The sequence below is a fragment of the Streptomyces calvus genome, from assembly GCF_006782915.1.
In the GTDB taxonomy this organism is placed as follows: domain Bacteria; phylum Actinomycetota; class Actinomycetes; order Streptomycetales; family Streptomycetaceae; genus Streptomyces; species Streptomyces calvus.
In genome coordinates this window covers 28,631-53,685 of record NZ_VCNP01000027.1, presented here as the reverse complement: position 1 = coordinate 53,685, position 25,055 = coordinate 28,631, and the positions used below count along the sequence as shown (strand labels likewise).

Annotated in this window: 24 protein-coding genes and 2 pseudogenes; 15 read left to right on the top strand and 11 right to left on the bottom strand. The window is 73.0% G+C overall.

Annotated elements, in window-relative coordinates:
* Positions 1-16: 16 nt before the first annotated feature.
* The 3 genes from FGW31_RS11905 to xseA form a co-directional block, all read right to left on the bottom strand.
* Complete coding sequence (locus tag FGW31_RS11905; RefSeq protein ID WP_142193380.1) at positions 17-607, bottom strand: malonic semialdehyde reductase; 591 nt, start codon at positions 605-607, stop codon at positions 17-19.
* A 248-nt stretch (positions 608-855) separates the two neighbouring features.
* Positions 856-1,107 carry an exodeoxyribonuclease VII small subunit gene (locus tag FGW31_RS11900; protein ID WP_142193379.1) on the bottom strand — a complete coding sequence of 84 codons (252 nt, stop codon included), beginning with the start codon at positions 1,105-1,107 and terminating at the stop codon, positions 856-858.
* A gap of 10 nt (positions 1,108-1,117) precedes the next feature.
* The gene (gene xseA, locus FGW31_RS11895; protein WP_142193378.1) at positions 1,118-2,326 is read right to left on the bottom strand and encodes an exodeoxyribonuclease VII large subunit; all 1,209 of its coding nucleotides are present in this window, start codon (positions 2,324-2,326) and stop codon (positions 1,118-1,120) included.
* Between the two features lie 66 nt (positions 2,327-2,392).
* On the opposite strand from xseA, the gene FGW31_RS11890 reads away from it, so the two are divergent.
* Together FGW31_RS11890 and ppgK are read left to right on the top strand one after the other, a co-directional pair.
* On the top strand, positions 2,393-3,430 hold the full coding sequence (locus FGW31_RS11890; RefSeq protein ID WP_142193377.1) for a 4-hydroxy-3-methylbut-2-enyl diphosphate reductase: 1,038 nt from the start codon (positions 2,393-2,395) through the stop codon (positions 3,428-3,430).
* Positions 3,431-3,500: 70 nt separating this feature from the next.
* On the top strand, positions 3,501-4,247 hold the full coding sequence (gene ppgK, locus FGW31_RS11885; RefSeq protein ID WP_142193376.1) for a polyphosphate--glucose phosphotransferase: 747 nt from the start codon (positions 3,501-3,503) through the stop codon (positions 4,245-4,247).
* Between the two features lie 113 nt (positions 4,248-4,360).
* Here the strand turns inward: ppgK and FGW31_RS11880 are convergent, their stop codons facing one another.
* Complete coding sequence (locus tag FGW31_RS11880) at positions 4,361-4,963, bottom strand: DUF6542 domain-containing protein (RefSeq protein WP_142193375.1); 603 nt, start codon at positions 4,961-4,963, stop codon at positions 4,361-4,363.
* A gap of 180 nt (positions 4,964-5,143) precedes the next feature.
* Here FGW31_RS11880 and ychF point away from each other — a divergent pair, with 180 nt between their 5' ends.
* Positions 5,144-6,232: a redox-regulated ATPase YchF gene (gene ychF / locus FGW31_RS11875; protein ID WP_142193374.1), complete on the top strand. Its 1,089-nt coding sequence runs from the start codon at positions 5,144-5,146 to the stop codon at positions 6,230-6,232.
* A 170-nt stretch (positions 6,233-6,402) separates the two neighbouring features.
* On the opposite strand, the gene FGW31_RS11870 is transcribed toward ychF, so the two are convergent.
* From FGW31_RS11870 to FGW31_RS11855, 4 genes are all read right to left on the bottom strand, one after another.
* Entirely contained in the window at positions 6,403-6,795 is a 393-nt protein-coding gene (locus tag FGW31_RS11870; RefSeq protein WP_142193373.1) for a type II toxin-antitoxin system VapC family toxin, read from the bottom strand.
* Entirely contained in the window at positions 6,792-7,058 is a 267-nt protein-coding gene (locus tag FGW31_RS11865; protein ID WP_142193372.1) for a hypothetical protein, read from the bottom strand. The genes FGW31_RS11870 and FGW31_RS11865 overlap by 4 nt, the downstream gene beginning before the upstream one ends.
* A 47-nt stretch (positions 7,059-7,105) precedes the next feature.
* Positions 7,106-7,288, bottom strand: coding sequence for a type II toxin-antitoxin system prevent-host-death family antitoxin (locus tag FGW31_RS11860; protein ID WP_142193371.1), 183 nt, complete (start codon positions 7,286-7,288; stop codon positions 7,106-7,108).
* A 108-nt stretch (positions 7,289-7,396) separates the two neighbouring features.
* A complete protein-coding gene (locus FGW31_RS11855) occupies positions 7,397-8,215 on the bottom strand; it encodes a M23 family metallopeptidase (RefSeq protein ID WP_142193370.1) in 819 nt (272 codons plus the stop codon).
* A gap of 228 nt (positions 8,216-8,443) precedes the next feature.
* Between FGW31_RS11855 and FGW31_RS11850 the strand changes: the two genes are divergently transcribed.
* The gene (locus tag FGW31_RS11850; RefSeq protein WP_142193369.1) at positions 8,444-9,433 is read left to right on the top strand and encodes an ArsR/SmtB family transcription factor; all 990 of its coding nucleotides are present in this window, start codon (positions 8,444-8,446) and stop codon (positions 9,431-9,433) included.
* 131 nt (positions 9,434-9,564) lie between these two features.
* On the opposite strand, the gene FGW31_RS11845 is transcribed toward FGW31_RS11850, so the two are convergent.
* Both FGW31_RS11845 and FGW31_RS34985 read right to left on the bottom strand, forming a co-directional pair.
* Positions 9,565-10,863 (bottom strand): M14 family zinc carboxypeptidase, encoded by a 1,299-nt coding sequence (locus FGW31_RS11845; protein ID WP_142193368.1) that lies wholly within the window; start codon positions 10,861-10,863, stop codon positions 9,565-9,567.
* A 12-nt stretch (positions 10,864-10,875) separates the two neighbouring features.
* Positions 10,876-11,022, bottom strand: a complete 147-nt coding sequence (locus FGW31_RS34985; RefSeq protein ID WP_167529970.1) for a hypothetical protein — start codon at positions 11,020-11,022, stop codon at positions 10,876-10,878.
* A 56-nt stretch (positions 11,023-11,078) separates the two neighbouring features.
* Here FGW31_RS34985 and FGW31_RS11840 point away from each other — a divergent pair.
* Together FGW31_RS11840 and FGW31_RS11830 are read left to right on the top strand one after the other, a co-directional pair.
* Positions 11,079-12,353, top strand: a pseudogene (locus FGW31_RS11840) (HesA/MoeB/ThiF family protein); the annotation flags it as partial.
* 305 nt (positions 12,354-12,658) lie between these two features.
* A complete protein-coding gene (locus FGW31_RS11830) occupies positions 12,659-13,894 on the top strand; it encodes a hypothetical protein (RefSeq protein ID WP_142193406.1) in 1,236 nt (411 codons plus the stop codon).
* 28 nt (positions 13,895-13,922) lie between these two features.
* Here the strand turns inward: FGW31_RS11830 and FGW31_RS11825 are convergent, their stop codons facing one another.
* On the bottom strand, positions 13,923-14,879 hold the full coding sequence (locus tag FGW31_RS11825) for a zinc-binding dehydrogenase (RefSeq protein ID WP_142193367.1): 957 nt from the start codon (positions 14,877-14,879) through the stop codon (positions 13,923-13,925).
* 120 nt (positions 14,880-14,999) lie between these two features.
* Between FGW31_RS11825 and FGW31_RS11820 the strand changes: the two genes are divergently transcribed.
* The 9 genes and pseudogenes from FGW31_RS11820 to FGW31_RS11780 all read left to right on the top strand — a co-directional run bounded on the left by FGW31_RS11820 (position 15,000) and on the right by FGW31_RS11780 (position 24,906).
* Positions 15,000-15,626, top strand: coding sequence for a TetR/AcrR family transcriptional regulator (locus FGW31_RS11820; protein WP_182675216.1), 627 nt, complete (start codon positions 15,000-15,002; stop codon positions 15,624-15,626).
* Positions 15,627-15,955: 329 nt separating this feature from the next.
* A pseudogene (locus FGW31_RS11815) lies at positions 15,956-16,180 on the top strand (hypothetical protein); the annotation flags it as partial.
* A 336-nt stretch (positions 16,181-16,516) separates the two neighbouring features.
* The gene (locus FGW31_RS11810; RefSeq protein ID WP_142193365.1) at positions 16,517-18,097 is read left to right on the top strand and encodes a S8 family peptidase; all 1,581 of its coding nucleotides are present in this window, start codon (positions 16,517-16,519) and stop codon (positions 18,095-18,097) included.
* 113 nt (positions 18,098-18,210) lie between these two features.
* The gene (locus FGW31_RS11805) at positions 18,211-19,416 is read left to right on the top strand and encodes a DUF4190 domain-containing protein (protein ID WP_233452467.1); all 1,206 of its coding nucleotides are present in this window, start codon (positions 18,211-18,213) and stop codon (positions 19,414-19,416) included.
* 147 nt (positions 19,417-19,563) lie between these two features.
* The gene (locus tag FGW31_RS11800) at positions 19,564-20,316 is read left to right on the top strand and encodes a GntR family transcriptional regulator (protein WP_142193363.1); all 753 of its coding nucleotides are present in this window, start codon (positions 19,564-19,566) and stop codon (positions 20,314-20,316) included.
* A 376-nt stretch (positions 20,317-20,692) separates the two neighbouring features.
* Positions 20,693-20,881 (top strand): SPOR domain-containing protein, encoded by a 189-nt coding sequence (locus FGW31_RS11795; protein ID WP_142193362.1) that lies wholly within the window; start codon positions 20,693-20,695, stop codon positions 20,879-20,881.
* A 54-nt stretch (positions 20,882-20,935) separates the two neighbouring features.
* Entirely contained in the window at positions 20,936-21,343 is a 408-nt protein-coding gene (locus tag FGW31_RS11790) for a (deoxy)nucleoside triphosphate pyrophosphohydrolase (RefSeq protein ID WP_142193361.1), read from the top strand.
* A 168-nt stretch (positions 21,344-21,511) separates the two neighbouring features.
* A complete protein-coding gene (locus tag FGW31_RS11785; protein WP_142193360.1) occupies positions 21,512-21,940 on the top strand; it encodes an ATP-binding protein in 429 nt (142 codons plus the stop codon).
* Between the two features lie 266 nt (positions 21,941-22,206).
* The gene (locus tag FGW31_RS11780) at positions 22,207-24,906 is read left to right on the top strand and encodes a SpoIIE family protein phosphatase (protein ID WP_142193359.1); all 2,700 of its coding nucleotides are present in this window, start codon (positions 22,207-22,209) and stop codon (positions 24,904-24,906) included.
* The last annotated feature ends 149 nt before the right edge of the window (positions 24,907-25,055 follow it).

The following is a 25,055-nucleotide window of genomic DNA, read 5'->3' as shown; positions in this document are numbered from 1 at the left end:
AAGGGCGGGGCCCGTCTCAGACGGTGGTGACGACCTGTTCGTACTCCAGGCGCGGCGAACGCGGGAACCAGGCGTCCGGGCCCGGGCGGCCGATGTTGACGATCATCAGCGGGGTGTGGTCGTCGTCGAGGAACTCCTTGCGGACGCCCTCGAAGTCGAAACCGGTCATCGGGCCGGCGGCCAGGCCCGCGGCACGCACACCCACGATGAAGTAGGCGGCCTGGAGGGCGGCGTTCAGCGAGGCGGCACCCTCACGCACCGGGCGCTCGCTGAAGAAGGCGTCCTTGGCCTGCGGGAAGTGCGGGAAGAGGTGGGGGAGCTCCTCGTGGAACTCGTTGTCCGCGGACAGGATCGCGACCAGCGGGGCGACGGCGGTCTTGGGCCGGTTGCCCTCGGCCAGGTGCGGGACGAGGCGCTCGCGGGCCTCGGCGGAGCGGACCAGCGTGATGCGCAGCGGCGACTGGTTGAAAGCGGTCGGGCCGTACTTGACCAAGTCGTAGATCGCCCGCACCTGCTCGTCGGTCACCGGCTCGTCGGTGAACGTGTTGGCGGTGCGCGCCTCACGGAACAGCAGGTCCTGGGCGGCGGGGTCAAGAACGAGAGACATGCGTGAACCTTCTCGGGGGGACGTCGGTCCGAGGTCGGTGCAGGGACCACGGAACCTGTTGACGAGTCGACCGTACGCGGATGAAGTTCAATGCTCAACTAAATCGGGAGCGTGGTGATCCACTTCACAGCCCGTCGGTCCCGCCCCGGCGCCCGCCGACACACACCACCGGACCCGCTCGCCCTCGACCGCCACTCGCCGCCCCGGGCGCCACCGGCTCCCCGGGACGCTCTTCATGCCCCGCCGCGCTACTCGTCCCCCTCGGACTCCGCCGCCTCCTCCTCCGCGAGCGCCGCGTCCAGCCGCGCCCGCGCTCCTTCCAGCCAGCGCCGGCACACCTTGGCCAGCTCCTCGCCCCGCTCCCACAGCGCGAGGGACTCCTCCAGCGTCGTACCGCCCGCCTCCAGCCGCCGCACGACCTCGATCAGCTCGTCCCGCGCCTGCTCGTACCCGAGCGCCTCGGCCGCCGCCGTCCGCCCGTTCTCCGTCTTGCTGGTCATTCCGCCCACCCTATGCATCGACTCGGACTGTGAACCCGCCCTCGGACACCCGCGCCCGCAACGCCTCACCGGCCTCCACCTCGCCCGGCGCGCGCACCGCGTGCCCGTCCGCCCGCTGCAGCACGGCGTACCCGCGCTTCAGCGTCGCGGCGGGGGACAGGGCCACCACGCGCGCGTGCGTATGCGTCAGCTCGGACTCCGCCCGGTCCAGCTGGTGCCGCACACAGCGCCGGGCCCGCTCCAGCAGCGCCGTGACCTCCTCGGCCCGCCCGTCGATCATCCGGTGCGGGTCCTGTATCGACGGGCGGGCCAGCGCATGGGCCAGCCCGCGCTCCTCCCGGTCCAGCAGCGCCTGGACGCAGCGCCGCGCGCGGTCGCGCAGCATCCGCACCCGCTCGTACTCCTCGCCGACGTCCGGCACCACCTTCTTCGCGGCGTCGGTCGGCGTCGAGGCACGCAGGTCGGCGACCAGGTCCAGCAGCGGACTGTCCGGCTCGTGCCCGATCGCGGACACCACCGGCGTACGGCAGGCCGCCACCGCCCGCACCACCTGCTCGTCGGAGAACGGCAGCAGGTCCTCCACGCTGCCGCCGCCCCGCGCCACGACGATCACGTCCACGTCGTCGATCGCGTCCAGCTCCTTCACGGCCTGGACGACCTGCGGCACCGCGTGCACCCCCTGCACGGCCACGTTCCGCACCTCGAAACGCACCGCCGGCCAGCGGTGCCGGGCGTTCTCCAGCACGTCCCGCTCGGCCGCCGAGGCCCGCCCGCACACCAGCCCGATCAGCTGCGGCAGGAACGGCAGCGGCTTCTTCCGCTCCGGCGCGAACAGACCCTCCCGGGCCAGGGACTTCTTCAGCTGCTCCAGCCGCGCCAGCAGCTCCCCGACCCCCACCGGCCGGATCTCCGCGGCCCGCAGCGACAGCTGCCCGCGCGGCGCGTACCACTCCGGCTTGCAGTGCACCACCACCCGCGCGCCCTCGCTCACCACGTCCGCCACGGCGTCGAACACCTGCCGGTAGCAGGTCACGCCCACGGAGATGTCGTACGACGGGTCCCGCAGCGTCAAAAACACCACTCCGGCGCCCGGCCGCCGCGACAGCTGGGTGATCTGACCCTCGACCCACACCGCGCCGAGCCGGTCGATCCACCCGCCGATGAGCCGGGACACCTCACCGACCGGGATGGGCGCTTCCGCAGACGTGTTGACAGCCATGCCGCGAGGGTAGTGCGCCCCACCGACAACGCACCGTGACCGGGCCCCTGGTACGCGGCCCTTACGATGGGACGCATGACCGCTTCGCCTGGCCGCCGTGTCCTGCTCGCCGCCCCCCGTGGCTACTGCGCCGGTGTGGACCGCGCCGTGATCGCCGTCGAGAAGGCCCTGGAGCAGTACGGGGCTCCCGTCTACGTCCGGCACGAGATCGTCCACAACAAGTACGTCGTGCAGACCCTGGAGAAGAAGGGCGCGATCTTCGTCGAGCAGACGGAGGAGGTGCCCCCGGGCAACATCGTCATGTTCTCCGCGCACGGCGTCGCCCCCGTCGTCCACGAGGAGGCCGAGCGCGGCCGGCTCGCCACCATCGACGCCACCTGCCCGCTCGTCACCAAGGTCCACAAGGAGGCGGTCCGGTTCGCCAAGGAGGACTACGACATCCTCCTGATCGGGCACGAGGGCCACGAGGAGGTCATCGGCACCTCCGGCGAGGCCCCGGACCACATCCAGCTCGTCGACGGCCCCGGTGACGTCGCCAAGGTCGAGGTGCGCGACCCGTCCAAGGTCGTCTGGCTGTCCCAGACCACCCTCTCCGTCGACGAGACCATGGAGACCGTCGACGCGCTGAAGGAGAAGTTCCCGCAGCTGATCTCCCCGCCCAGCGACGACATCTGCTACGCCACGCAGAACCGCCAGCTCGCGGTCAAGCAGATGGGCGCCGAGGCGGACCTGGTGATCGTGGTCGGCTCCCGCAACTCCTCCAACTCCAAGCGTCTGGTGGAGGTCGCCAAGCTCGCCGGCGCCCGCGCGGCGTACCTGGTGGACTTCGCCGACGAGATCGACGAGGCCTGGCTGGAGGGCGTCTCCACGGTCGGCGTCACCTCGGGCGCCTCGGTGCCGGAGATCCTGGTCGAGCAGGTCCTGCAGTGGCTGTCCGAGCGCGGCTTCGAGGACGTCGAACTGGTCAAGGCGGCCGAGGAGTCGATCATCTTCTCGCTGCCGAAGGAGCTCCGCCGCGACCTGCGCGAGGAGGCCGCCGCCCTGGTGGCCGAGCGCGGCGGCACGGGGCCGGACTCCGCATCCGGTGCGGATTCCGCGCAGTGACCGTGGTGTGAACGTGGCGGTCGCGGTGATCGACACCGTGACCGTCCGTCGTCCGTCGTAACGTGGGGCCATGCAGATCTTCGGCGTGGACATCGGCGGATCCGGGATCAAGGGTGCCCCGGTCGACCTGGACAGGGGGGACCTGGCGCAGGAGCGCTGCAAGGTCCTCACCCCGCACCCGGCCACTCCGGACGCGGTGGCGGACGGGGTCAAGCAGGTCGTGGACCACTTCGGCTGGACCGGCCCGGTCGGGGTCACCTTCCCGGGCGTCGTCACCGACGGCACCACGATCCGTACGGCGGCCAACGTCGACAAGAGCTGGATCGACACCGACGCGCGCGTGCTGCTCGGCGACCGCCTGGGCGGCCTGCCGGTGACGGTGGTGAACGACGCGGACGCGGCGGGCGTCGCCGAGATGCACTTCGGCGCCGGACGCCACCACCGGGGCACGGTCGTCATGCTGACCTTCGGTACCGGCATCGGCAGCGCCGTGTTCGTGGACGGCGTCCTCGTCCCCAACACCGAGCTGGGCCACCTGGAGCTGCACGGCCACGAGGCGGAGAAGCGGGCCTCCAGCAAGGCCAGGGAGGACCACGACCTGTCGTGGGAGGAGTGGGCGGGCCGGGTGCAGACGTACCTCGCCCACGTGGAGATGCTCTTCTCGCCCGAGCTGTTCGTGATCGGCGGCGGTGTCAGCCGCAAGTCCCACAAGTTCCTGCCCCACATCAAGGGCATCAAGGCGGAGATCGTCCCGGCGGAGCTGCAGAACAACGCGGGCATCGTGGGAGCTGCGATGCGGGCGGCGACGGCCGTGTAGGCCAGGAGGACAGCGGGGCGAGGCTTGCTCGGAGCCTCGGAGCCTCGGAGCCTCGGAGCCTCGGAGCCTCGGTGCCCCACTCCGGTCCCGGTCCCGGTGTGGGCGTCCGCGGGTCAGGGCCGGGGGCGGCTCGGTGCGGTGCGTCGGCCGGGTGTGCGGACCCGGCGCACTCGGCGGGCGATCACGATGACGCCCGCGACGAGCGTCCCGCCGTAGAGCCACCCGGCCTGCGTGGCCAGGCCCGTCACCAGCCCCATCAGCCCGCCGAAGGTGCCGCCCCCGCCGTCGTCGGCGACCGGGACCAGACCCACGGCGAAGGCGATCGGCACGACGACGGGCGCGGTGAGCAGGTCGCCCTCGCGCAGCCACACCGCCGTCAGCGCGCACACCGGAAGGAACAGCACGCCGTACACGGTCTGGGAGCCCCCGAACAGCGCCGCCGTCAGCAGTCCGAGCAGGAGCATCAGCAGCGCGCAGAACAGACCGCCGCCCAAACCGGTGAGCCGCGGGTTCGGCAGCCGCCGGACCGCGGGCGGAGGAGCGGGCCGACGCTGCGGCGTCCGGGCGGGCCGGGCGGCCTGCGCGGACCTGGCCACACCGCCGCCGGCGGCCCGCCCCGCCTGCGGGGGCAGCGGCGGCCGGGAAGGGTCGCGCGGCCCGGGCGCCGGGTCGTGTCGCGGTCCGTGCTGGGCAGGTCGCGTCCTGTGTTGCTCCACTGGACCAACTTAGGTCGTTTTATGTGCCGAACCGTCCGTCAGACACGCCGGTGACCTGAGTACGGTCAGGCGTTCGATACGTCGGCGGGGCGGTTGCGGGCACGCCGTAGACTGGTGGATCGGCCCACGTGCCCAGTCGGCCGGTCCTCGCCCCCATCCTCACGTACGGGAAGTCGCAACGTGTCGCTCACGATCGGAATCGTCGGTCTGCCGAATGTCGGCAAGTCGACCCTGTTCAACGCCCTGACCAAGAACGACGTGCTGGCGGCCAACTACCCGTTCGCCACGATCGAGCCGAACGTCGGCGTGGTCGGTGTCCCCGACCCCCGCCTGGCCAAGCTCGCCGAGATCTTCAAGTCGGAGCGCGTCCTTCCGGCCACGGTGGACTTCGTCGACATCGCCGGCATCGTGCGCGGCGCCAGCGAGGGCGAGGGGCTCGGCAACAAGTTCCTGGCGAACATCCGCGAGTCCGACGCGATCTGCCAGGTGATCCGCGCCTTCAAGGACGAGAACGTCGTGCACGTCGACGGCAAGGTCTCGCCGAAGGACGACATCGAGACGATCAACACCGAGCTGATCCTCGCCGACCTCCAGACCATCGAGAAGGTCCTGCCGCGCCTGCAGAAGGAGTCGCGGATCAAGAAGGACGTCGCGCCGAAGGTCAAGGCGGTCGAGGAGGCGAAGGAGATCCTGGAGAAGGGCGACACGCTCTTCGCGCACGGCATCGTCCAGGGCACCGAGCGCAACGAGCTCCTGCACGACCTGCACCTGCTCACCACCAAGCCGTTCCTCTACGTCTTCAACGTCGACGAGGACGAGCTGGTCGACGAGGACTTCAAGAACGAGCAGCGCGCCCTGGTCGCCCCCGCCGAGGCGATCTTCCTCAACGCCAAGCTGGAGGCGGACCTCGCCGAGCTGGACGAGGAGGACGCGATGGAACTCCTGGAGTCCGTCGGCGCCGAGGAGCCCGGCCTCGCCACCCTCGCCCGCGTCGGCTTCAACACCCTCGGCCTGCAGACCTACCTCACGGCCGGCCCGAAGGAATCCCGCGCCTGGACGATCAAGAAGGGCGCCACCGCCCCCGAGGCCGCCGGTGTCATCCACACCGACTTCCAGAAGGGCTTCATCAAGGCGGAGGTCATCTCCTTCGACGACCTGGTCGAGACGGGCTCGGTCGCCGAGGCCCGCGCCAAGGGCAAGGCCCGCATGGAGGGCAAGGACTACGTGATGCAGGACGGCGACGTGGTGGAGTTCCGCTTCAACGTGTAGTGCCCGACTCCTTGATCGGCCGAAGGGCTGGTCAAGGCAGGTAAACCCAGGTCAGGGTTCAGGGGCCAGATCTTTGGATCTGGCCCTCCCTGTTTTCTCCGGTTCGTTCCGCGCCTTTTTTGGGGGCGTGCTGATTCTGAGGCGGGGCGCTGGACCGGCGTCGCGGGAGGTCAGACGGTGCGCACGACGGGGGCGGGCTTGATGTCCAGGGCGCCGATGAGGGCGTGGATGTCGTCCGGGTCGGACGTCCAGATGATCGCGCTGAGACTGGCCGCCATGACGACGACGGTGGCGTCGACGACGTCGGCTGTACCGGCCTTGCCGCACAGGATGCCCGCGGCCTTGGCGGTTTCCAGGCCGACCGGCCTGACGTCACATCCGGCGAGGAACTTGCCGAGCCTCACCTGACGGCGCGCGTCCCGCCACGCCTGACTGACGACGACGGCGGGAACGTGGATGTCCCGGCCGTCGTCGAGGGCCAGGCTGTGGCGGGCCCACATGCGCCGGTCGTTGTTGTCGATGGCGATGAGCGCCCCGGCGTCGTACAGGTAGGGGATGTTCACGCGGCGGAGGCCCCCGAACCGCTGAGGTGTTCGGCGTCGGCAGCCGCCATGTCCGCTCGCGCGGCGGCGAGCTCCTCGGGGGTGAAGCCGCCGTGCTCGGCCTGCCACTCCCTTATGACGGCGCGGCCCGCACGCAACCGCAGTTCACGCTCGGCCGCTCCGGCGATAAGCCGGGAAAGGGGAATGCCCTCCTCCTCGGCCGCGCCCGCCAGGGCTTCGACCAGGGACTCGTCGAGGGTGATGGTCACCTTCTTGCTAGCCATACAAACACCATACCGCCGTATGGCGTCTGGATGAGGGCCTGTCGTGCTCAGGTGTCGTGGACGGTGGAGCGATGTCCGACGTTTCGCGGGACCTTGATCGGGATGCCGGGCGCAGGGTTGGCCATGCGTTTCGGCGATGATCCGTTGATCTCGCGCTCTTCCCACTCCTGGTACTTGCGCAGCACGTCGATGGAGACGACGGCCGTGACCTGCTCGCCCCGTGGGGTGATCGGGCCGGTCGGGTGTGTGGCTGCCCGTGGGGCAGGGGGTCCGGCTCGGAGTCGGACCCCCTGGGGGCTTGGGCTGCCCGGGGCGGGCGGGAGGTGGTGGTCGGTGGGTCAGCAGTTGGGGATGACGGTGCCGTTGTTGTCGCGTGCCTCGTCGTTGCCCCAGCGGGAGAGGTAGTACGCCGAGACGTACTGGTTGGCCGGGCCGACGTCGAGGTCGGTGCGCAGCCACCAGTGGTTGTAGTTGCCGGAGGCGTCGCGGATCTCCCGCCCCCAGACCTTGCAGAACACGTAGTTGGTGCCCGCGTACAGCGTGCCCGTCTGGGTGGTGCTGGTGGGGGAGGCGTATCCGGGTGCGTTGGCGAAGGTGTCGACCCAGTACTTGCCGCCACCGCCGGAGCAGCCGTTGTCGCTGGTCAGGTACTTCTGGTGGTACGAGCCCGGGTACGGGGCGAGGGACGCGCCGTTGATGCGGATGGTCTGGCCGACGCCGTTGTACAGCTGCTCGTAGTGCACGTGGGCTCCGGTGCTGGCGCCGGTGGAGCCGGTCGTGCCGATCTGCTGGCCCTGCGCGACGCCCTGGCCGTGGCTGATCGAGTAGGCGGCCAGGTGGAAGTAGTACGTCTTCCAGCCGCCGCCGTGGTCGATGACGACGTAGTTCCCGGCGCCGCCCGCCTCGTAGTAGCGGTACGCCGTTCCGGAGGCGGAGGCCAGGACGGGCGTGCCCGCGGTGGTGCCGCCGTCGGAGCGCACGAAGTCCAGGGCGAGGCGCACCTCGGCGGAGTGGTGGCTGTACGTCCACTGCTGGCCGCAGGGGTACGGCGCCTTGAAGTTCGGGGCCGCGTGGGCGGGTGTGGCGGCGAGGCCGACGAGGCCCGTGACCCCGAGGGCGCCGGCGAGGAGGACGGACAGGAGGCGTCTGAGTGACATGGCACGGAGCCCTTCGACGGGTGCTGGGCCGGCGCTCGGGTGGAGCGCCGGGCGGAGGACGCGGGCGCACGCGCGACGGTTCGCGTCGCGGCACCGCAGTGTAGAGGGGCGTGTTCATGTCATATCCGGAGCTTTTCCGTTCCAGTCGAAAACCGCAGGCAGCCCCCGTTCCGCGGAGCGCGGGAACCGGCCTTCCGCAGGACACCCGAAGCCTGTTTCATCGCAGGCATGGCCGGAACGCTCAGCATCCACTTCACCCACGCCGACTTCCGCCACGTGCGGTTCGCCCGCTCACCGGACCCCATGTGGGAGGCCATCCTCGGCCTGCACGTCCTGGCCACCCCGGCGGACCGGCTCCCGGCCCGGCTGCGCGCGTGGCGCGGCCGTGCGCGGGAACGTGTCCGGCGGGCCGAAGTGCGCGGTGCCTTCCGGCTGCTGAACGATCTCGCCCCGTCCGACGCCTCGTACTGGCCGGACTTCCTCACTCCGGCCGAGTCGGAGGAAGGGCTCGCCGTCGGCCTGCGCGTGCTCCGCGAGACCCCGCCCGCCCGGCTGGAGCGGGAGTTGCGCGAGGCGTCGCGCCACCGGCCCCTGCCCGCGTGGACGCGCCGCCTGGCCGCCGGCGACCGCGCGCTGCTCGACGACGTCGCGCACGCCCTGCACCACGTCCACGGCAGCCTGCTCGCACCCGACTGGAGCGAGGTCGAGGCCACCGGCGCGGCCGACCGCGCACGGCGCATGGAAGCGCTCGAAGGAGGACTCGGGGCGGTGTTCGCCTCGTTCACGCCCTTCGTGTGGCGGGACCCCGTCCTCAGCGCCCCGTACCCCGTGGACCGCACCATCCACCTGCGGGGACGGGGACTGCGCCTGATCCCCTCCTACTTCTGCCACACCCGGCCCGTGGCCATAGCCGACCCCCGGCTGCCTCCCGTCGTGGTCTACCCGCTGCACCCGGACGATCCGCCGGGACCGCCGCACACGGACCGTCAGGACGCCGCGCTCGCGCGGCTGCTCGGGACGAACCGGGCACGGGTGCTGGCGGCCCTGGCGACCACCCGCACCACCGGTGACGTGGCGGCGCGCCTGGCCCTGCCGGCGTCGTCGGTCAGCGGCCACCTGACGGTACTCAGGGACGCCGGGCTCGTCGCCAGTGAACGCGCCGGGTTGCATGTCATGCACCGGCTGACGGCGCGGGGGCGGCATCTGCTGGGGCGGTGAGGCGGTGAGGCGGTGTGGGTGCTGCGGGTGTGGGTGTGGGTGTGGGCAGGGGGTGTGGTCGCCGGTCCGGCCTGCACGCCCGGCAGGGGGAGGAGGAGGGGAGGGAGGCGCGAGGCGGGGCTGTCGTCCGTTCAGCCGGCGGTCGCCAGCGCGCTCTCCGCGGCCGCCACGACCGTACGCCTCTGGTGTTCCACCTGGTGGGGCACGGGCACCGGGCGCAGCCGCAGGGCGTGTGCGAAGTCCGTGCACCAGGTGGTGAAGAGGCCGGCGAGTTCGTCGTGCAGGGCCGGGGCCGCGGGGTCGTCCGCCGCCTCGAGCAGCCTCAGCAGGAGCCCCGCCGCGCGCAGCGGCTGGCGGCGGGCCACGACGTCCAGCGGGCACACCTCGGCCGTCGTCAGCGGGCGGGAGCGGTCGGCGGCCTGCCGTGCCAGAGGTGTCCAGGAGTCGGCGACCAGGTCGTAGAGGCCGCCGGCCATCCACTCCAGCACGCGCCGGGGCGCGCTGTCCTCGGGCGGCGGCAGGAATCCGCGGGCCTTGTCGAGGACGGCGGTCACCTGCCGTCCGCCCTCCCGCACCAGCGCGGACAGGTCACGCAGGACGTGGCCGGCCGCCGGGTGCGGGGCCGGGTCGTCGGCCATGTCGGTGGCCCACAGGGGCACTTCGACGATGGCTGTGACGCCGCCGTACCGCGCGGGCGCGCACCAGGTGGACAGGCCGATGTTCTCCGATCCCGCCGCCAGGCGGGCGGCACTGTCCGGCGGGGGCAGGACATGGATGCCGGGGCTGGGGTTCTCCCAGTACAGGGCGTCGAACGTGCCGTGCTGGACCGGGATGCCGACGTCGTCGGCGGACGCCTGGAACGGCCCGGCGAGCCCGGGCAGGCCACGGGTCAGCTGGACCCAGCTGCCGCCCGCGTCGACATTGTGCAGCGAGCACTGCAGGAACGGCCGCAGCTCGTCGATCACGTCGAACAGCGCCCGGCTCTCGGGAAGTTGGCGTCCCTCGATCGGCGCCCACTCCGGCTGCTCCGCCGCGACCGGACGGAAAGCCGCGCGGTAGTAGCGCTCCAGGGTGCGGTCCGGGCCGGCTGTCGCCGCTTCGATCCCCTCGCTCAGCGCGGCGCCGTCCGGGTCGAGGCAGAGGACGAAGTCCCAGGTGACGGCGGCGGGGTCGGTCGCCGCGGACGGCCCGTCACCGCGCGCCACCTGCTCGGCGAGGGCGAGCGCGGTCGCGGAGCCGACCGGCTCGTCGGGGTGCGGCCGGGCGACCACCAGGACGTGACGCGGTCCGTGTCCCACGGACAGCATCCGGAGGGGACGGCCGCCGCGGGACGTTCCGATCCGGCGCAGGCGGCCGGCCCCCGGGAATTGGGCGAGCAGCCGCCGCGCCGACTCGGTGGTTTCCGCGACCGTCGGGTAGCGGTCCGTCATGCGCGTGCTGTCTCAGGAGCCGCCGTTGCCACCGCTGTCGCCGGTGGTCTCCTTCTTGTCCAGCGGACGGATCTCGATCTTGTTCGGCATGGCACGTCCTTCCGGTGGTGAAGTGCGACGTTCCGATGTGCTCTTGTCACCCTCCGCCGACCCGGTCACAGTTGTCAACGTCCTTTTTCCATGGGGCAGTTGGTGTTGACGAGATGGGCGCGAAGATGACGGTGCACAGCATGCGACGGCCTCGGGTCAAGCCGGAGCACCGCGCCTACCGGACGGTCGACGGCCACGTACGGATCGGCAGCGTCGTCCACGGCATCGGCGCCGAGGTGAAGGATCCCGACGGCTGGGTGTGGACGCTGGTCGAGGCCATGGACGGCACACGCACCGGCGCCGACGTCGTCGCCGAGGTGTCCCGGCGCCATCCGCACCTGCGGCTGCCGGCCGAGGACATCGTCCAGGCCATGACGGACCTGACCGCGGCCGGTTACGTGGAGGACGCCGGCGCCGTCCCGCCGCCGGAGCTGTCCGAGCGGGAACGCGAACGGTACGGCAGGGGCATGACCCTGATGCGCTGGATGGACCTCCAGCCCCGGCAGAACCCCTGGGAGCCGCAGCTGCGGCTGCGCCGTGCCCGGGTCCTGCTGGTGGGCGTCGGAGGCACCGGCGGAGCCGCCGCGCGGGACCTGGTGGCCTCCGGCGTGGGCCGGCTGCACTGTGTCGAACCGGACGTCGTCGAACTGTCCAACCTCAACCGGCAGACCCTCTACCGCGAACAGGACCTCGGTACGCCGAAGATCGACGCGGCGCTGCGGGCGCTGCGCGCGCTGAACCCGCACACCACGGTCACCGGCGAGCGGCGCGAGGTACGCGGCCCGGCGGACCTCGAGGACCTGCTGACCGGAACCCACGGCAACCTCGGCCCCGCCACCTCCGGCAACCTCGCCACCGCCACCTCCGGCAACCTCGGCCCCGCCACCGCCGACGGCTTCGGCCCGTCCGCGTCCGGCCGGCCCGCCTCCGGTGGTTCCGGCACCTCCGTTCGCGGTGGTTCCGTCGCCGGACCGCGGTACGACGTGCTGCTGCTGGCCGCCGACCGTCCCGCCGCGATCCGCCGCTGGGCGAACCAGGTCTGCCTGGCCACCGGCACGCCCTGGGCCGAGGCCGGCTACCGCGGCCCGCTGGTGAGCGTCGGGATGTTCCGGCCCGGCCGGAGCGCGTGCTGGGTGTGCCTGCGCGACGCCGAGGCCGAACGGCGTGATCTGCGGCTCGCGCCCGGCCAGGACGAGGACGTCGCCTCGCCCCGTATGCCGTGGAACCCGGTCAACGCCGTGACCGCGGGCCTGTCCGGCAGCCTGCTGGCCCACGCCGCCCTCGCCCTGCTGTGCGACGTGCCGCGCATGGACGCCGGCTGCCGCTTCGGCCTCAACCTGATGATGCCCGGCGACCCGGTCATGCAGCGCACACCGAGACGCCCCCACTGCCCGGCCTGCGGAACGAAACCGTCAACCAAACGGGCCGTACCGGCACCCGAACCGGCAGCACCGGCACCGGCACCGGAAGTACCGGCAGCCGACTCCGATACGACGGCACCGGTACCGGAACCGGCCGTACCGGCAGCCGAACCGGCAGCACCGGCACCCGACCCCAATACGACGGCACCGGTACCGGAACCGGCCGTACCGGCAGCCGACTCCGATACGACGGCACCGGCACCCGATACGACGGCACCGGCACCCGATACGACCGCACCGGCCCCTGCGTCCGCCCCGCCCCCGCCCTCGGGCGGAGCCTCCTCGTGACGGACGCCACCGCCCACGACGTGCCGCGGATCGGACCCTCGACGCGTGTCGAGCTGCACGACCTGGCCGTGCGGCGCGACCGGGACGAGTGGATCGTGGGCCGCATGAGCACCCGGACCTTCGTCGCCCTGCCGGCGGCCGGGGCCCGGGCGGTGGAACTCCTCGGCGAGGGACGGAGCGTGGCCCGCACGGCGGAGCTGCTGCGGGAGGAGACCGGTGAGGAGTTCGAGATCACCGAGTTCGTCGCGGATCTGACCGCGCTGGGATTCGTGGCGCGCATCGGCGACCGTCCGGTTCCGGACCCGGTACCGGCGCGCGCGTCACTGCCCTGGCTGCGCCCGCACCACGTCCGTCTCTCCCTGCACCCGGCGCTCCCGGTGCTCGTCGCGTTGCTGCTGGCGGCCGCCGTCGTCGTCCTGGTCCGCCGTCCCGACCTGCTCCCGGGCCACCGCGACCTGCTGTGGAGCCCGCACGGCAGCGTGGTGCTGCTCAGCGGGGCGGCGGCCGGGTGGACGCTGCTGCTGGCGCACGAGCTGGCGCACCTGGTCACCGCGCGCGCCGCGGGTGTGCCGGGGCGGATGCGGCTGGGCACCCGGCTGCAGTTCCTCGTCATGCAGACCGACATCAGCGGCATCGAACTCGCGCCCCGACGGCACCGGTTGACGGCCTACCTGGCCGGTATCGCCCTGAACCTGTCCGTCGCCTCGTGCCTGCTCCTGGTCCTCGCCGCGACCGACGCCGGGACCACGGCCCACCGGCTGCTGGCCGCCGCCCTGCTGCTGGCCCTGCTGCCCCTGCCGTTCCAGTGCATGGTGTTCACCCGCACCGACCTGTACTTCGTGCTGCAGGACCTCACCGGGTGCCGGGACCTGTACGGCGACGGACTCGCCTACGCCCGGTACCGGTTCCGGCGGCTGACCCGCCCACTGCGGCCCGGCGCCGTACGGCGCGCCGACCGGGCGGACGACCCGAGCCGCCGGCTGCCGCCGCACGAGCGGCGCGCGGTGCGCCTGTACAGCGTCGTCCTGGTGGCCGGCACGGCGGCCTGCCTGGCGTTCATGGCGGCCGTCACCCTGCCCCTCGACATCGCGCTGCTGGTCGGCGCGGCGCGCGGACTGGGGCCGGAGCACGGCCTCGCGGGCAACGCCGACGCGCTGGCGGTCCTGGTCGTCCTCGGCGGGGTCAACGTGCTGTGGCTGGTCACCTGGTGGCGCAACCGCCGCTCCCGCTGACCCGGGGCGGGCCGCGCGGCCGTACCGGCTACGGCGTCAGGACGATCCGGCCGAACACCTCACCGGCGTCCATCTTCCGGTGGGCCAGCGGGGCCTGCTCCAGCGGCAGCACCTCGTGCACGACCGACCGCAGTTCGCCGCGAGCCGCCGCGTCGAACTGCTCGGCCCGCACGGCCTGCCGGTCCGACACGCGCACGGTGTCCGCGCTGAACGTGGCGAACGACACCGACTTCCGGAACGCCGCCAGCAGGCGCGCGCCGAAGTCGGCCGGAGGGTAACCGCCGACGATGCCGACGGCCACCATGCGCCCGTTCGGGCCGAGCCGGTCGACGAACGACGGCAGGTCCGCACCGGCCACCACGTCGATGACGACGTCGTACGAGCCGGGGCCGTCGCCGTCGCCGGCACGGTCCAGCACATGGGTCGCGCCGAGCCCGCGCAGCCGGTCGCCGCGCTCCGCCGAGGACGTCGTGACCGCCACCGCCCCGGCGCCGCCCCGGGCCGCGAGCTGGACCGTCATGACGCCGAGGCTGCCGGCCGCGCCGCGCACCAGCACCGACTCACCGGCCGTGAAGTGCGCGTGCGACAGCGCGAAATGCGCCACGACTCCCGAACTGCCCAGCGTCACCGCGTCCGCGTCGGACAGGTCCGCGGGCAGCGGAAGGATCTCTTCGACGGGGGCGAGGGCCTGTTCCGCGTAGCCGCCGCCCAGACCGGTGAACGCCCACACGCGGCGGCCGGTCCACGACGGGTCGACGCCGTGACCCACCGCCGTCACGGTTCCCGCGACCTCGCTGCCGGGCACGTGGCCCTCGGCGAAGCCGGGGCCGGTGACGGTGCCCCGGCGGATCACGGCGTCGACCCCGCCGACGCCGATCGCCCCGGTGGCGATCAGCACCTGTCCGGCGGCGGGAACCGGGTCCGGGAGGTCGGTCACGGTCAGCCCTTCCGGGCTGCCGAACCTCTGGATCGCTACTGCCTTCACAATCGGCTCCAGTCATGAGGAGGAACGGGGGAAGCAGGCGGGCCGGGCGCTGAGGACGGCCGGGTCCGACGTCCTCGGACGCTAACGGACGGCCCCGTCCATTTGGCTAAAGTGAGAGAGGTGACCGTGCCTTTGCCTCACCCTCTGCGCTCCGACGCCGTCGACAACCGTGAGCGCATCGTCCGGGCCGCGCGCACGCTGTTCGCCACCGAGGGCCTGGACGTCCCGATGCGCGAGATCGCCCGGCACGCCGGCGTGGGCCCCGCCACCCTGTACCGCCGGTTCCCGACCAAGCGGACACTGGTCTGCGAGGTCTTCGCCGAAGAGGTGCGGGCGTGCCACGCCGTCGTCGCGGAAGGGCTCGCCGACCCTGACCCGTGGCGGGGCTACCGCCGCGTGATCGAGAAGACCTGCGAACTGCACATCCACAGCCTGGGATTCACCGAGGCGTTCATGGCGGCCTACCCGGACGCGATGGACTTCGCCGCGGACCGCGCGCAGATGCTCGGCTCCCTCGCCGAACTGGCCCGTCGCGCGCAGCGGACCGGCGACCTGCGCCCCGACTTCGTCCCGGACGACCTGATCCTGCTGCTCCAGGCCCACCGCGGCCTGCACGCCACGTCGACGGCCACGCGGCAGGCCGCCTCCCGGCGCTTCGCCGCCCTCATGATCCAGTCCTTCCAGACCTCCCCCGAACGCACACCCCTGCCCCCGGCCCCCCGACCGGCACCGCCCCGGAACACCTGACCGGGCACGGGGCCTGCAACCAACGACGCTCTGCGCGCAGGCCGTTACCGTGCCGCGCGGTACTCCAACGACGGGCCGCACCGACGTCCGCCACCCGGCCCGCACTGACCGCCACCCGCCCACGCCGTCCCGGCCGCGATCCATCCCGCGCGGGCCCCCAACACCGGCCGCCCAGGCCCCCGCCCGTGCCGTCCCGGCCGCGATCTGTCCCGCGTGGGCCTCCGGCACGGCCCGTCCAGGCCGCCACCCGTGCCGTCCCGGCCGCTGCCCGGCCCACGCGGCCCGTTACCCGTGCCGCGCCGCCCTCCGGCACGCCTCCGCGCACCCCGAACGGAACCCAGCCCGGTGATCCGGCGAAGGCCGCCGCGCTCGTCCCGGCCGCGCTGGAGGCGGAGCGCCCGCCGTTGCGCCTGCCGCTCGGCGACGACGGTGTCGGCGCGGTCCTCGGCCACCTCGACCAGGTCCGCGAGGAGGTCCTCGGCCACCTCGACCAAGTCCGCGAGGACGTCCTGGCCTGGGAGAAGCGCACCCGGGCCACGGCCTTCGACGACTGAGCGCGGGCGCTCGCGGCGGCCGGCGGCCCGCCGTACCCGAGGGCCGCCCGCCGCCGCGCCGGGGCCCGGCGTGAACGGCGGGTGGCCGGGCGGCCGTTGTGACGGGGGGATGTCACGGCCGTGACGTTCACGCAGGCCCTCTTGTGCAATTCCTGTGGAACCCTCAATCTTTCGGCTGACGCACGTGAACGGCCGTTGCCATTGTCATGATCCCGTCAGCGGTCGCGCTCGTCCGCGTCTCCGACGCGCGCGCCCCGCGCCACCCGCGCCGCGCGTGCGCCGGACCGCACCACACCCCCACAGCACGCGCACCACCGACTGAGGAGGAACCCTCACATGACAGTGATGCGTCACCCCCGGCGAAGACTGACCGCCCTCGGCGCCGCGACCACCGCGGCCCTCGTCGCGAGTCTCGTCTCCGCTCTCCCCGCGGGTGCGGCCCCGGTCGCCCCCGAAGGCCGCATCCAGTACGCCGGCGACGCGAGCGCCGTGGCCGGCAGCTACATCGTGACCCTCAAGACGGACGAGGCCCGGTCCGGCTCCGCCGAGGGCCGCGCGCTGGCCGAGAAGTACGGCGCCGACATCGAGCGCACGTACACCAAGGCCCTGAACGGCTACGAGGTCGAGGCCTCCGAGACCGAGGCGAAACGTCTCGCCGCAGACCCGGCCGTCGCCTCGGTGATCCAGAACCGCACCTTCCACATCACCGGCACCCAGCCCAGCCCGCCGTCCTGGGGCCTGGACCGGATCGACCAGCGCAACCTGCCGCTGAACAGCTCCTACACCTACCCGGACTCCGCCGGGCAGGGCGTGACGGCGTACGTCATCGACACCGGCGTCCGCATCACCCACAGCGACTTCGGCGGCCGCGCCTCCAACGGCTACGACGCCGTCGACAACGACAACACCGCCCAGGACGGCCACGGCCACGGCACCCACGTCGCCGGCACCGTCGCGGGCACCTCCTACGGCGTCGCCAAGAAGGCGAAGATCGTCGGCGTCCGCGTGCTGAACAACTCCGGCTCCGGCACCACCGCCCAGGTCGTCGCCGGCATCGACTGGGTGGCGCGCAACGCGGTCAAGCCGGCCGTCGCCAACATGTCGCTCGGCGGCGGCGCCGACAACGCGATCGACACGGCCGTCCGCAACGCCATCGGCACCGGCGTCACCTTCGTCGTCGCGGCCGGCAACGAGTCCACCGACGCCTCCACCAAGTCACCGGCCCGCGTGAGCGAGGCGATCACCGTCGGCGCCACCACCTCCGGTGACGCCCGCGCCAGCTACTCCAACTACGGTTCCGTGCTGGACCTGTTCGCACCGGGTTCCTCCATCACCTCCGCCTGGCGCACCAGCGACACGGCCACCAACACCATCTCCGGCACCTCGATGGCGAGCCCGCACGTCGCCGGCGCGGCCGCCCTCCACCTGGCCGACAACCCCTCGGCCACGCCCGCCCAGGTCTCCTCCGCGCTGACCTCCGCCGCCACCACCGGCGTCGTCGGCAGCCCGGGCAGCGGCTCGCCCAACCGCCTGCTGTACGTGGGCGACGGCGGCACCACCGAGCCCCCGACCGGCGACCGCTTCGAGAGCACCACCGACTACACCATCGCCGACAACTCCACCGTGGAGTCCCCGGTGACGGTCTCCGGCGTCTCCGGCAACGCGCCCTCGAACCTGGCCGTCGACGTCGACATCACCCACACCTACATCGGCGACCTCCAGGTCCAGCTGGTCGCCCCCGACGGCACGGCCTACACCCTCAAGGGCTACGGCACCGGCGGCAGCGCCAACGACATCAGGACCACGTACACGGTCGACGCCTCCTCCGAGACGGCGAACGGCACGTGGAAGCTGCGCGTCAGCGACAACGCGTCCTGGGACACCGGCCGGCTGAACGGCTGGGCCCTGCAGTTCTGACCCGGTCCCCGCACCGCACGGCCCGATCCCCGTCCCCGGGACGGTGAACGGGCCGGGCGGCCCGGCCCGCCCCGTGGACGGGGCAGGGCCGGGCCGCGCTTACGATGCGCCTCGTGTCCATACCTCCGCCCTCCGGGCCCCAGCCTCCGCACGACCCGCGGGACTTCGGGGGTCCGTACCCCGGGCTCCCGCCGCAAGGCGCCCACCCGCCGCAGCAGTTCCCGTACGGAGGGCAGCAGGGCCTCGCACCGTACGGGCTCTACGGCCCCTACGGTCCCCGGCCGCCGGCCGCCGTCAACGGTGTCGCCGTCGCCGCCCTGGTCTTCGGCGTCCTGTGCTTCCTGCCCGCCGTCGGGCTGGTGCTCGGACTGGTGGCGCTGTGGCAGATCCGACGGCGCGGGGAGCGGGGACGGGGGATGGCGATCGCGGGAGCGGCGCTGTCGTCGCTCGGGCTCGCGCTGTGGACGGTGTCGCTGGCGACCGGGTTCGCGGCCGACGTCTGGGAGGCCGTCGAGGACGGGGCGCGCGGCAACAGCGTCCTCACCCTGCGCAAGGGCGACTGCTTCGACTCGCCCGGCGGACTGGAGGGCTGGGCCGCCGACGCCGACCCGGTGCCCTGCGCCGGCGAGCACGACGGCGAGGTCTTCGCCGTCGTCACCGTGCCCGACGGGGCCTTCCCCGGCGAGGACGACCTGTCCGCCACCGCCGACGACCGGTGCTACGACCTCCGGGACGCCTATGTGATGGACGGCTGGGCGCTGCCCGCCGAGGTGGACGTGTACTACCTCCTGCCGTCCCGGGAGAGCTGGCGCTTCGGCGACCGCGAGATCACCTGCGTCTTCGGCAACCGGGACGCGCAGCAGACCCTCACGGGCTCGCTGCGCAGGGACGAGACCACGCTCGACGCCCACCAACTGGCCTACCTGGAGGCGGCGGACGTGCTCAACGACGCCCTGGACCGCGCCCCCGAGGCCGAGTACGTGGAGGACGACCTGCCGGGGCACAAGGAGTGGGCGGCGGAGATGGCGACGGCGCTCGCCGAGCAGACCCGGCTGCTGCGCGAGCACCGGTGGCCCGCCGACGCGCAACGGCCGGTGCGGGAACTCACCGCCGACCTGGACGAGGCCGAGGAGGAGTGGGCGAAGGCCGCGGCCTCCGGCGACGTGGACACCTACTACGAGCACTACGACAGGGGCTGGGACCTCGTCGACCCCGACGGCTCGGTCACCGCGCGCAAGGCTCTGGGGCTGGCCACCGCGCCGCCCGTGTACGACGAGGAGGCCGAGCGCGACACCGACAGCGGGGGCATGCAGGTGTGAAGACGAACACAGCGGGGAGAAAGTGCCTGCGTGAAGGCCTCACCCCGCGAATGTCATCACATCGAGTGATTCTCTGGCCTTCGCTTGCCTGGCACAACCTACGGTTGCGACGCTGTTGCTGTCTGTACAACCTGATGGGAGCGGCCCGTGACATTCGGTGAGCAGCCGGCGTACCTGCGCGTCGCGGGTGATCTCCGCAAGAAGATCGTCGACGGCCGGCTCCCGCCGCACACCCGGCTGCCCTCCCAGGCACGGATCCGCGAGGAGTACGGCGTCTCGGACACCGTCGCGCTGGAGGCGCGCAAGGTGCTCATGGCGGAAGGGCTCGTGGAGGGCCGCTCCGGCTCGGGCACCTATGTGCGGGAGCAGCCGGTGCCCCGGCGGGTCGCCCGCTCCGGCTTCCGTCCCGAGCGCGGGGCCACGCCCTTCCGTCAGGAGCAGGCCGACGGGGGCGTCCGGGGCACCTGGGAGTCGCACAGCGAGCAGACCGACGCCGGCGCCGCCGTCGCGGAGCGCCTCGCCATCGAGCCCGGCGACCGCGTGATGCGCACCAAGTACCTCTTCCGCGATGCCGGCGAGCCGATGATGCTCTCCACCTCCTGGGAGCCGCTGGCCCTCACCGGCCGGACGCCCGTGATGCTCCCCGAGGAGGGGCCGCTCGGCGGCATGGGCGTGGTCGAGCGCATGCGCGCCATCGACGTCATCGTGGACAACGTCACGGAGGAGGTCGGCGCCCGCCCCGGTCTCGCCGAGGAGTTGCTGGTGCTGGGCGGCGTCCCGGGCCATGTCGTGCTGGTCATCCAGCGCACCTACTTCGCCTCCGGCCGCCCGGTGGAGACCGCCGACGTGGTCATCCCCGCCGACCGCTACCGGGCCTCCTACCACCTCCCCGTGAAGTAGCGCTTCCGGCCCGTCGCGCCTCGTCGCCCTCACCCGCGCACTCCCGCGCACTCCCTTCCGCACCCTCGCCGTGCCTCCGCTCCGGCGCACGGCTCGTGCGCGCCCCTGCCCCGGCGCCGTAGCAATCTGGCCGTTCTCCCTGGTCGCCCCTGGAGCGGGGCGCACCCGGGGGTACGCCGCTGACCGGACGCGTCGGCCTTCATGCACGGCGCGTCCGCCCCCGTGCGCCCCCTGTGTTCTGGCTGGTTACGTGCCTCTTTGTGAAAAGCCGTATTCGCTCAGTGAAGGTAAGGCGTAGGCTCGGGCATATGCGGACTGGGGTTTCCTTATCGGGCGGGGTGCGGCGCGGGCCGCAGGGGGGAAGTGGAGGGGAGCGATGAGCGACGGCACGGTGACTCTTCCCTGGCTCGTCGTGCGTCAGGACGACAACGGCAACCGCTACCGGGTCGGCAGGTACGCCACCCGCGCGGAGGTCGAGAGGATCGCCAACAGCCTCGACGAGCGCGGCCACCAGCAGCTCTACTGGGTCGAACGGGTCGGCCCGAACGGCGCGTCCGCCGGCTGACCCGGACCGCCTCGCCGGACGGCCGCGGCCCGGCCCTGCCGTAGGCTCCGGCGCATGAGCGAGCGGATCGTGGTGGTCGGTGCGGCCCTGTGGCACGAGGGGCGGCTGCTCGCCGCCCGGCGGAGCGCGCCCGCGGACCTGGCCGGGCGCTGGGAGCTGCCCGGCGGCAAGGTGGAGCCCGGCGAGAGCCCGGAGGCGGCCGTCGTACGGGAGTTGCGCGAGGAACTCGGGGTCGACGCCGCGGCCGGCGAGCGCGTCCCGGGTCAGTGGCCGCTGCGGCCGCCGTACGTGATGCAGGTGTGGACCGCGAGCCTGCGCCCCGGATCCCCCGCCCCGCGACCGCTCGAGGACCACGACGCGCTGCGCTGGCTCACCCCCGACCGGATCTGGGACGTCGACTGGCTCGACCACGACGTCCCCGCCGTCCGGGACACCCTCAGCCACGCCGCACGGCATCCGTGACCCCCCATCAGGGGCAGGGCGCGTGAGGCGCGGCGCGGGCGCGCGGGGGCAGCGCCGACATGGTGTGGGCGCCGTCCTGCGCCGCCGGTGCCACGATGCGCCGTCGAGCGCGGTACGCCCTCCGGATTACCGGGTATGTCCCCATTAACCCCATGAAAACGGACAAGGGTGGGTTCCCTCGGCGGGGAAGTGATCCGCGTGAGCGACACCGGCGGCGACTGGGCCGCGTGGACCTTCTCCGCGGACCCGGGTGCCGTGCGCGCCGCCCGCTCCGCCGTACGGGACCAACTGCGCCTGTGGGACCTCGACTGCGTCGGCGACCTGGCCGCGCTGCTGGTCAGCGAGCTGGTCACCAACGCCCTGCGGCACGCCACGGGCCCCATAGGCGTCCGCCTGGTACGGCCCGGCGGCCACTCCGGGGTGCTCCTGGTGGAGGTCTCCGACCCGCTGCCCGACCTCCCGCGCGCACGCGACGCCCGGCCCGACGACGAAGGCGGGCGCGGACTGCGGCTGCTGGCCTCCACCACCCGGCGCTGGGGGGCGCGTCCGGGCGCCACCGGCAAGACCGTGTGGTTCGAGCTCGTGGTGCCGCGATGACCCGTCGCACGGGCGTTCAACGGCGCACGGACCGCCCCTCACGAAGGGTGACCGGTACGGCCCCGTGGCGGTTGTCGAAGAAAGGGGTTCGATGACGTGTGCGCTGGTTAGAAGTCTGGAAGTGTTCTCACGGCACGGACCGAAAAGCATCGGGACCGTGCTGTGATCGTGAACACCGTGTCGTGCGGCGCCGTAGTGCTGGATACTGCGGGCAGCCGCCCCCGGTGACCGGTGCCGGACGCGGTGAGCTGGAGGGGACGGTTCGCGTGAGCGAGATACCAGCGAAGGCCACGGAGTCCGAGGACTCGTCGGGCGGCGCGAGGACAAGGGCCGCGGAGGGCCTCGCCTTCGGCGACGCTCCGTCCGCCGACACGATGTGGCAGACCAGTCCGCCCGGCTCGATGTACGACTACATCAAGGTCGCCTCCTTCTCCATCGGCCCCGACGGACTGGTCGACCAGTGGAGCCTGCGCGCCGAGCAGATCTTCGGCATCCCCGCCGAGCGCGCCGTCGGCATGGACCCCATCGAGGCGTTCGTCGAGCCCGTCCGGCGGGAGCGCGGCCAGCGCAAGATGGCCGAGATCCTCGACGGACGGGAGTGGACCGGAGTCGTGCCGTTCCGGCTGCCGGACTCGGCGGCCGTGGACGAGCGCGACCGGGAGGGCCTGGCCGAGGTGTACGTCATGCCGACGCGCACCGAGGAGGGCGAGAAGGCCGCCGTCTGCATCGTCGTCGACGTCCGCACGCTGCGCCGCATCGAGACGGACCTCGCCGCGTCGCAGGCCATATTCGGCCAATCTCCGTTCGGCTTCCTGCTGATCGACCCCGACCTGCGGGTACGCCGCGCCAACCAGCGGTTCGCGTCCATCTTCGGCGGCAGCCCCGACGACCACCGCGGCAAGGGCGTGCACGACTACCTGCCGCGCGGCGAGGCCGATCGGGTCGCCGCCACCCTGCGCCGGGTCCTGGAGACCGGCGACTCCATCACGGACATGCACGTCACGGGGTTCGTGCCGGGCTCCGACGACCGGCGCCACTGGTCCGTCAACCTCTACCGCGTGCACAGCGGCAGCGGCCGGCCCATCGGCATCGCCTGGCTCGGCACGGACATCACCGCCCGCCGCGCCGCCGCCCGCGAGGCCGCCGCGGCACGGCGCAATCTCGCCCTTCTCAACGAGGCGGGCGCCCGGATAGGGAACTCCCTCGACCTGGAGACCACCGCCCGCGAACTCCTCGACGTCGTCGTCCCCGGCTTCTGCGACCTGGCCACCGTCGACCTGTACCAAGGGCTGCTGGCCGGTGACGAGACCCCGCCCGGCCTCGCCGACGGCAGCGCCGAGGTGCGCCGCGTCGCCATTGCCAGCGCCGTCGCCGGCGCGCCGTTCAGCGGCACCAAGGAGCCCGTGAAGCTCGGCGCCGTCCACCACTACCCGTTCAACTCGCCCTGCGCGGACGCCCTGCGCACCGCCCGCCCGCAGGCCGTGCCCGGCGAGGAGGGCGGCCTGGTGCAGTCCACGCTCGCCGTGCCGATGGTCGCCCACGACACGGTGGTGGGCCTCGCGCAGTTCGCCCGCACCAAGGGCAGCGAGCCGTTCGGCGACCGGGACCGCGACCTCGCGGTGGAACTGGCCGCGCGGGCCGCCGTCTGCATCGACAACGCCCGCCTCTACCGGCGCGAGCACGAACGCGCGCTGATACTGCAGCGCTCCCTGCTCCCGCCCGGCGACCCCGAGGCCTCCGGACTCGACATCGCCTGCCGCTATCTGCCGGGCAACGCGGCCACCGGCCGGCCCAGTGAGGTCGGCGGCGACTGGTTCGACGTCATCGAACTGCCGGGCCACCGCACCGCGCTCGTCGTCGGCGACGTCATGGGCCGCGGCCTGCGCGCGGCCGTCGCGATGGGCGAACTGCGCACCGCCGTGCGCACCCTGGCCCAGCTCGACCTGGAACCCGCCGAAGTGCTCGCCCAGTTGGACGAGATCGCCCGCGGCCTCGGCGCCCCCGGCGGACCCTCGCAGGGCTTCGGCACCGCGGGCGGCGTCCGGCAGGCGACCCGTGCCGCCCGCCGCCCCCGCGAGGCCGACCTGTCCGAGGTCTACCTGGCGACCTGCGTGTACGCCGTGTACGACTCGGTGAGCAGGCGCTGCACCTTCGCCAACGCCGGTCATCTGCCGCCCGTCCTGGTCGAACCGGGCGAGCCCGCGCTGATGCTGGACGTGCCGCCCGGCATGCCGCTGGGCGTCGGCGGTGAGCCCTTCGAGGAGGTGGAGGTCGAACTGCCCGAGGGCGCCCTGCTCGCCCTCTACACGGACGGCCTGGTGGAAAGCCGCGACCACCCCCTCGACGAGGGCCTCCAGGCCTTCGTGGGCGCCCTGACGGACCGCTCCCACCCGTCGCCCGGCCGCCGCTCCCCGGCGACGGCGACCGCCGCCGACACCCGGCCGAACCTGGAGGACGTCTGCGACCACGTCCTCAACACCCTCGACACCCACCACGGCGAGGACGACATCGCCCTGCTGATGGCACGTGTACAGGGACTGCCCGCCGAGTCCGTCGGCGACTGGACCCTGCCCCGCGAGCCGCGCAGCGTGGGCCGCGCCCGCGAGTACGCCCGCGCGCAGCTGATCGGCTGGGACATGGAGCCCCTGGTCGACACCACCGAGCTGCTGGTCAGCGAGCTGGTCACCAACGCCCTGCGGTACGGCGAGGGCGAGATCAGACTCCGCCTGCTCCTCGACCGCACCCTGGTCTGCGAGGTCTGGGACTCCGGCCTGGTCCAGCCCCGCCGCCGGCGCGCCCGCGACACCGACGAGGGCGGCCGGGGCCTGCAGCTCGTCGGCCTGCTCAGCGCGGCCTGGGGCTCACGCCGTACGCCCCGGGGCAAGACGGTCTGGTTCGAACTCCCCCTGCCCGGCACGGACACCACCCTCACCGACCCGGCGGAGGCACTGCTGAGCCTGTTCTGACCGCACCGCCCGCGCACCGCTTCCCGCGGGCCGCAACCGGAACACCTGTTCCCCTCGTCCTCACGGTCACCACCGTCGGCGAGGGGAACACCGCGCGGCGTCGCGGGAGTTACGGAACGGACGGCCGACGAGGAAGACTCCGAACCGGC

What these genes read in the sequence shown, in the direction of transcription:
- FGW31_RS11905 (WP_142193380.1), bottom strand. Translation starts at nt 607, where the DNA reads ATGTCTCTCGTTCTTGACCCCGCCGCCCAGGACCTGCTGTTCCGTGAG.
- FGW31_RS11900 (WP_142193379.1), bottom strand. Translation starts at nt 1,107, where the DNA reads ATGACCAGCAAGACGGAGAACGGGCGGACGGCGGCGGCCGAGGCGCTC.
- xseA (WP_142193378.1), bottom strand. Translation starts at nt 2,326, where the DNA reads ATGGCTGTCAACACGTCTGCGGAAGCGCCCATCCCGGTCGGTGAGGTG.
- FGW31_RS11890 (WP_142193377.1), top strand. Translation starts at nt 2,393, where the DNA reads ATGGGACGCATGACCGCTTCGCCTGGCCGCCGTGTCCTGCTCGCCGCC.
- ppgK (WP_142193376.1), top strand. Translation starts at nt 3,501, where the DNA reads ATGCAGATCTTCGGCGTGGACATCGGCGGATCCGGGATCAAGGGTGCC.
- FGW31_RS11865 (WP_142193372.1), bottom strand. Translation starts at nt 7,058, where the DNA reads ATGGCTAGCAAGAAGGTGACCATCACCCTCGACGAGTCCCTGGTCGAA.
- FGW31_RS11855 (WP_142193370.1), bottom strand. Translation starts at nt 8,215, where the DNA reads ATGTCACTCAGACGCCTCCTGTCCGTCCTCCTCGCCGGCGCCCTCGGG.
- FGW31_RS11850 (WP_142193369.1), top strand. Translation starts at nt 8,444, where the DNA reads ATGGCCGGAACGCTCAGCATCCACTTCACCCACGCCGACTTCCGCCAC.
- FGW31_RS11845 (WP_142193368.1), bottom strand. Translation starts at nt 10,863, where the DNA reads ATGACGGACCGCTACCCGACGGTCGCGGAAACCACCGAGTCGGCGCGG.
- FGW31_RS11810 (WP_142193365.1), top strand. Translation starts at nt 16,517, where the DNA reads ATGACAGTGATGCGTCACCCCCGGCGAAGACTGACCGCCCTCGGCGCC.
- FGW31_RS11795 (WP_142193362.1), top strand. Translation starts at nt 20,693, where the DNA reads ATGAGCGACGGCACGGTGACTCTTCCCTGGCTCGTCGTGCGTCAGGAC.
- FGW31_RS11790 (WP_142193361.1), top strand. Translation starts at nt 20,936, where the DNA reads ATGAGCGAGCGGATCGTGGTGGTCGGTGCGGCCCTGTGGCACGAGGGG.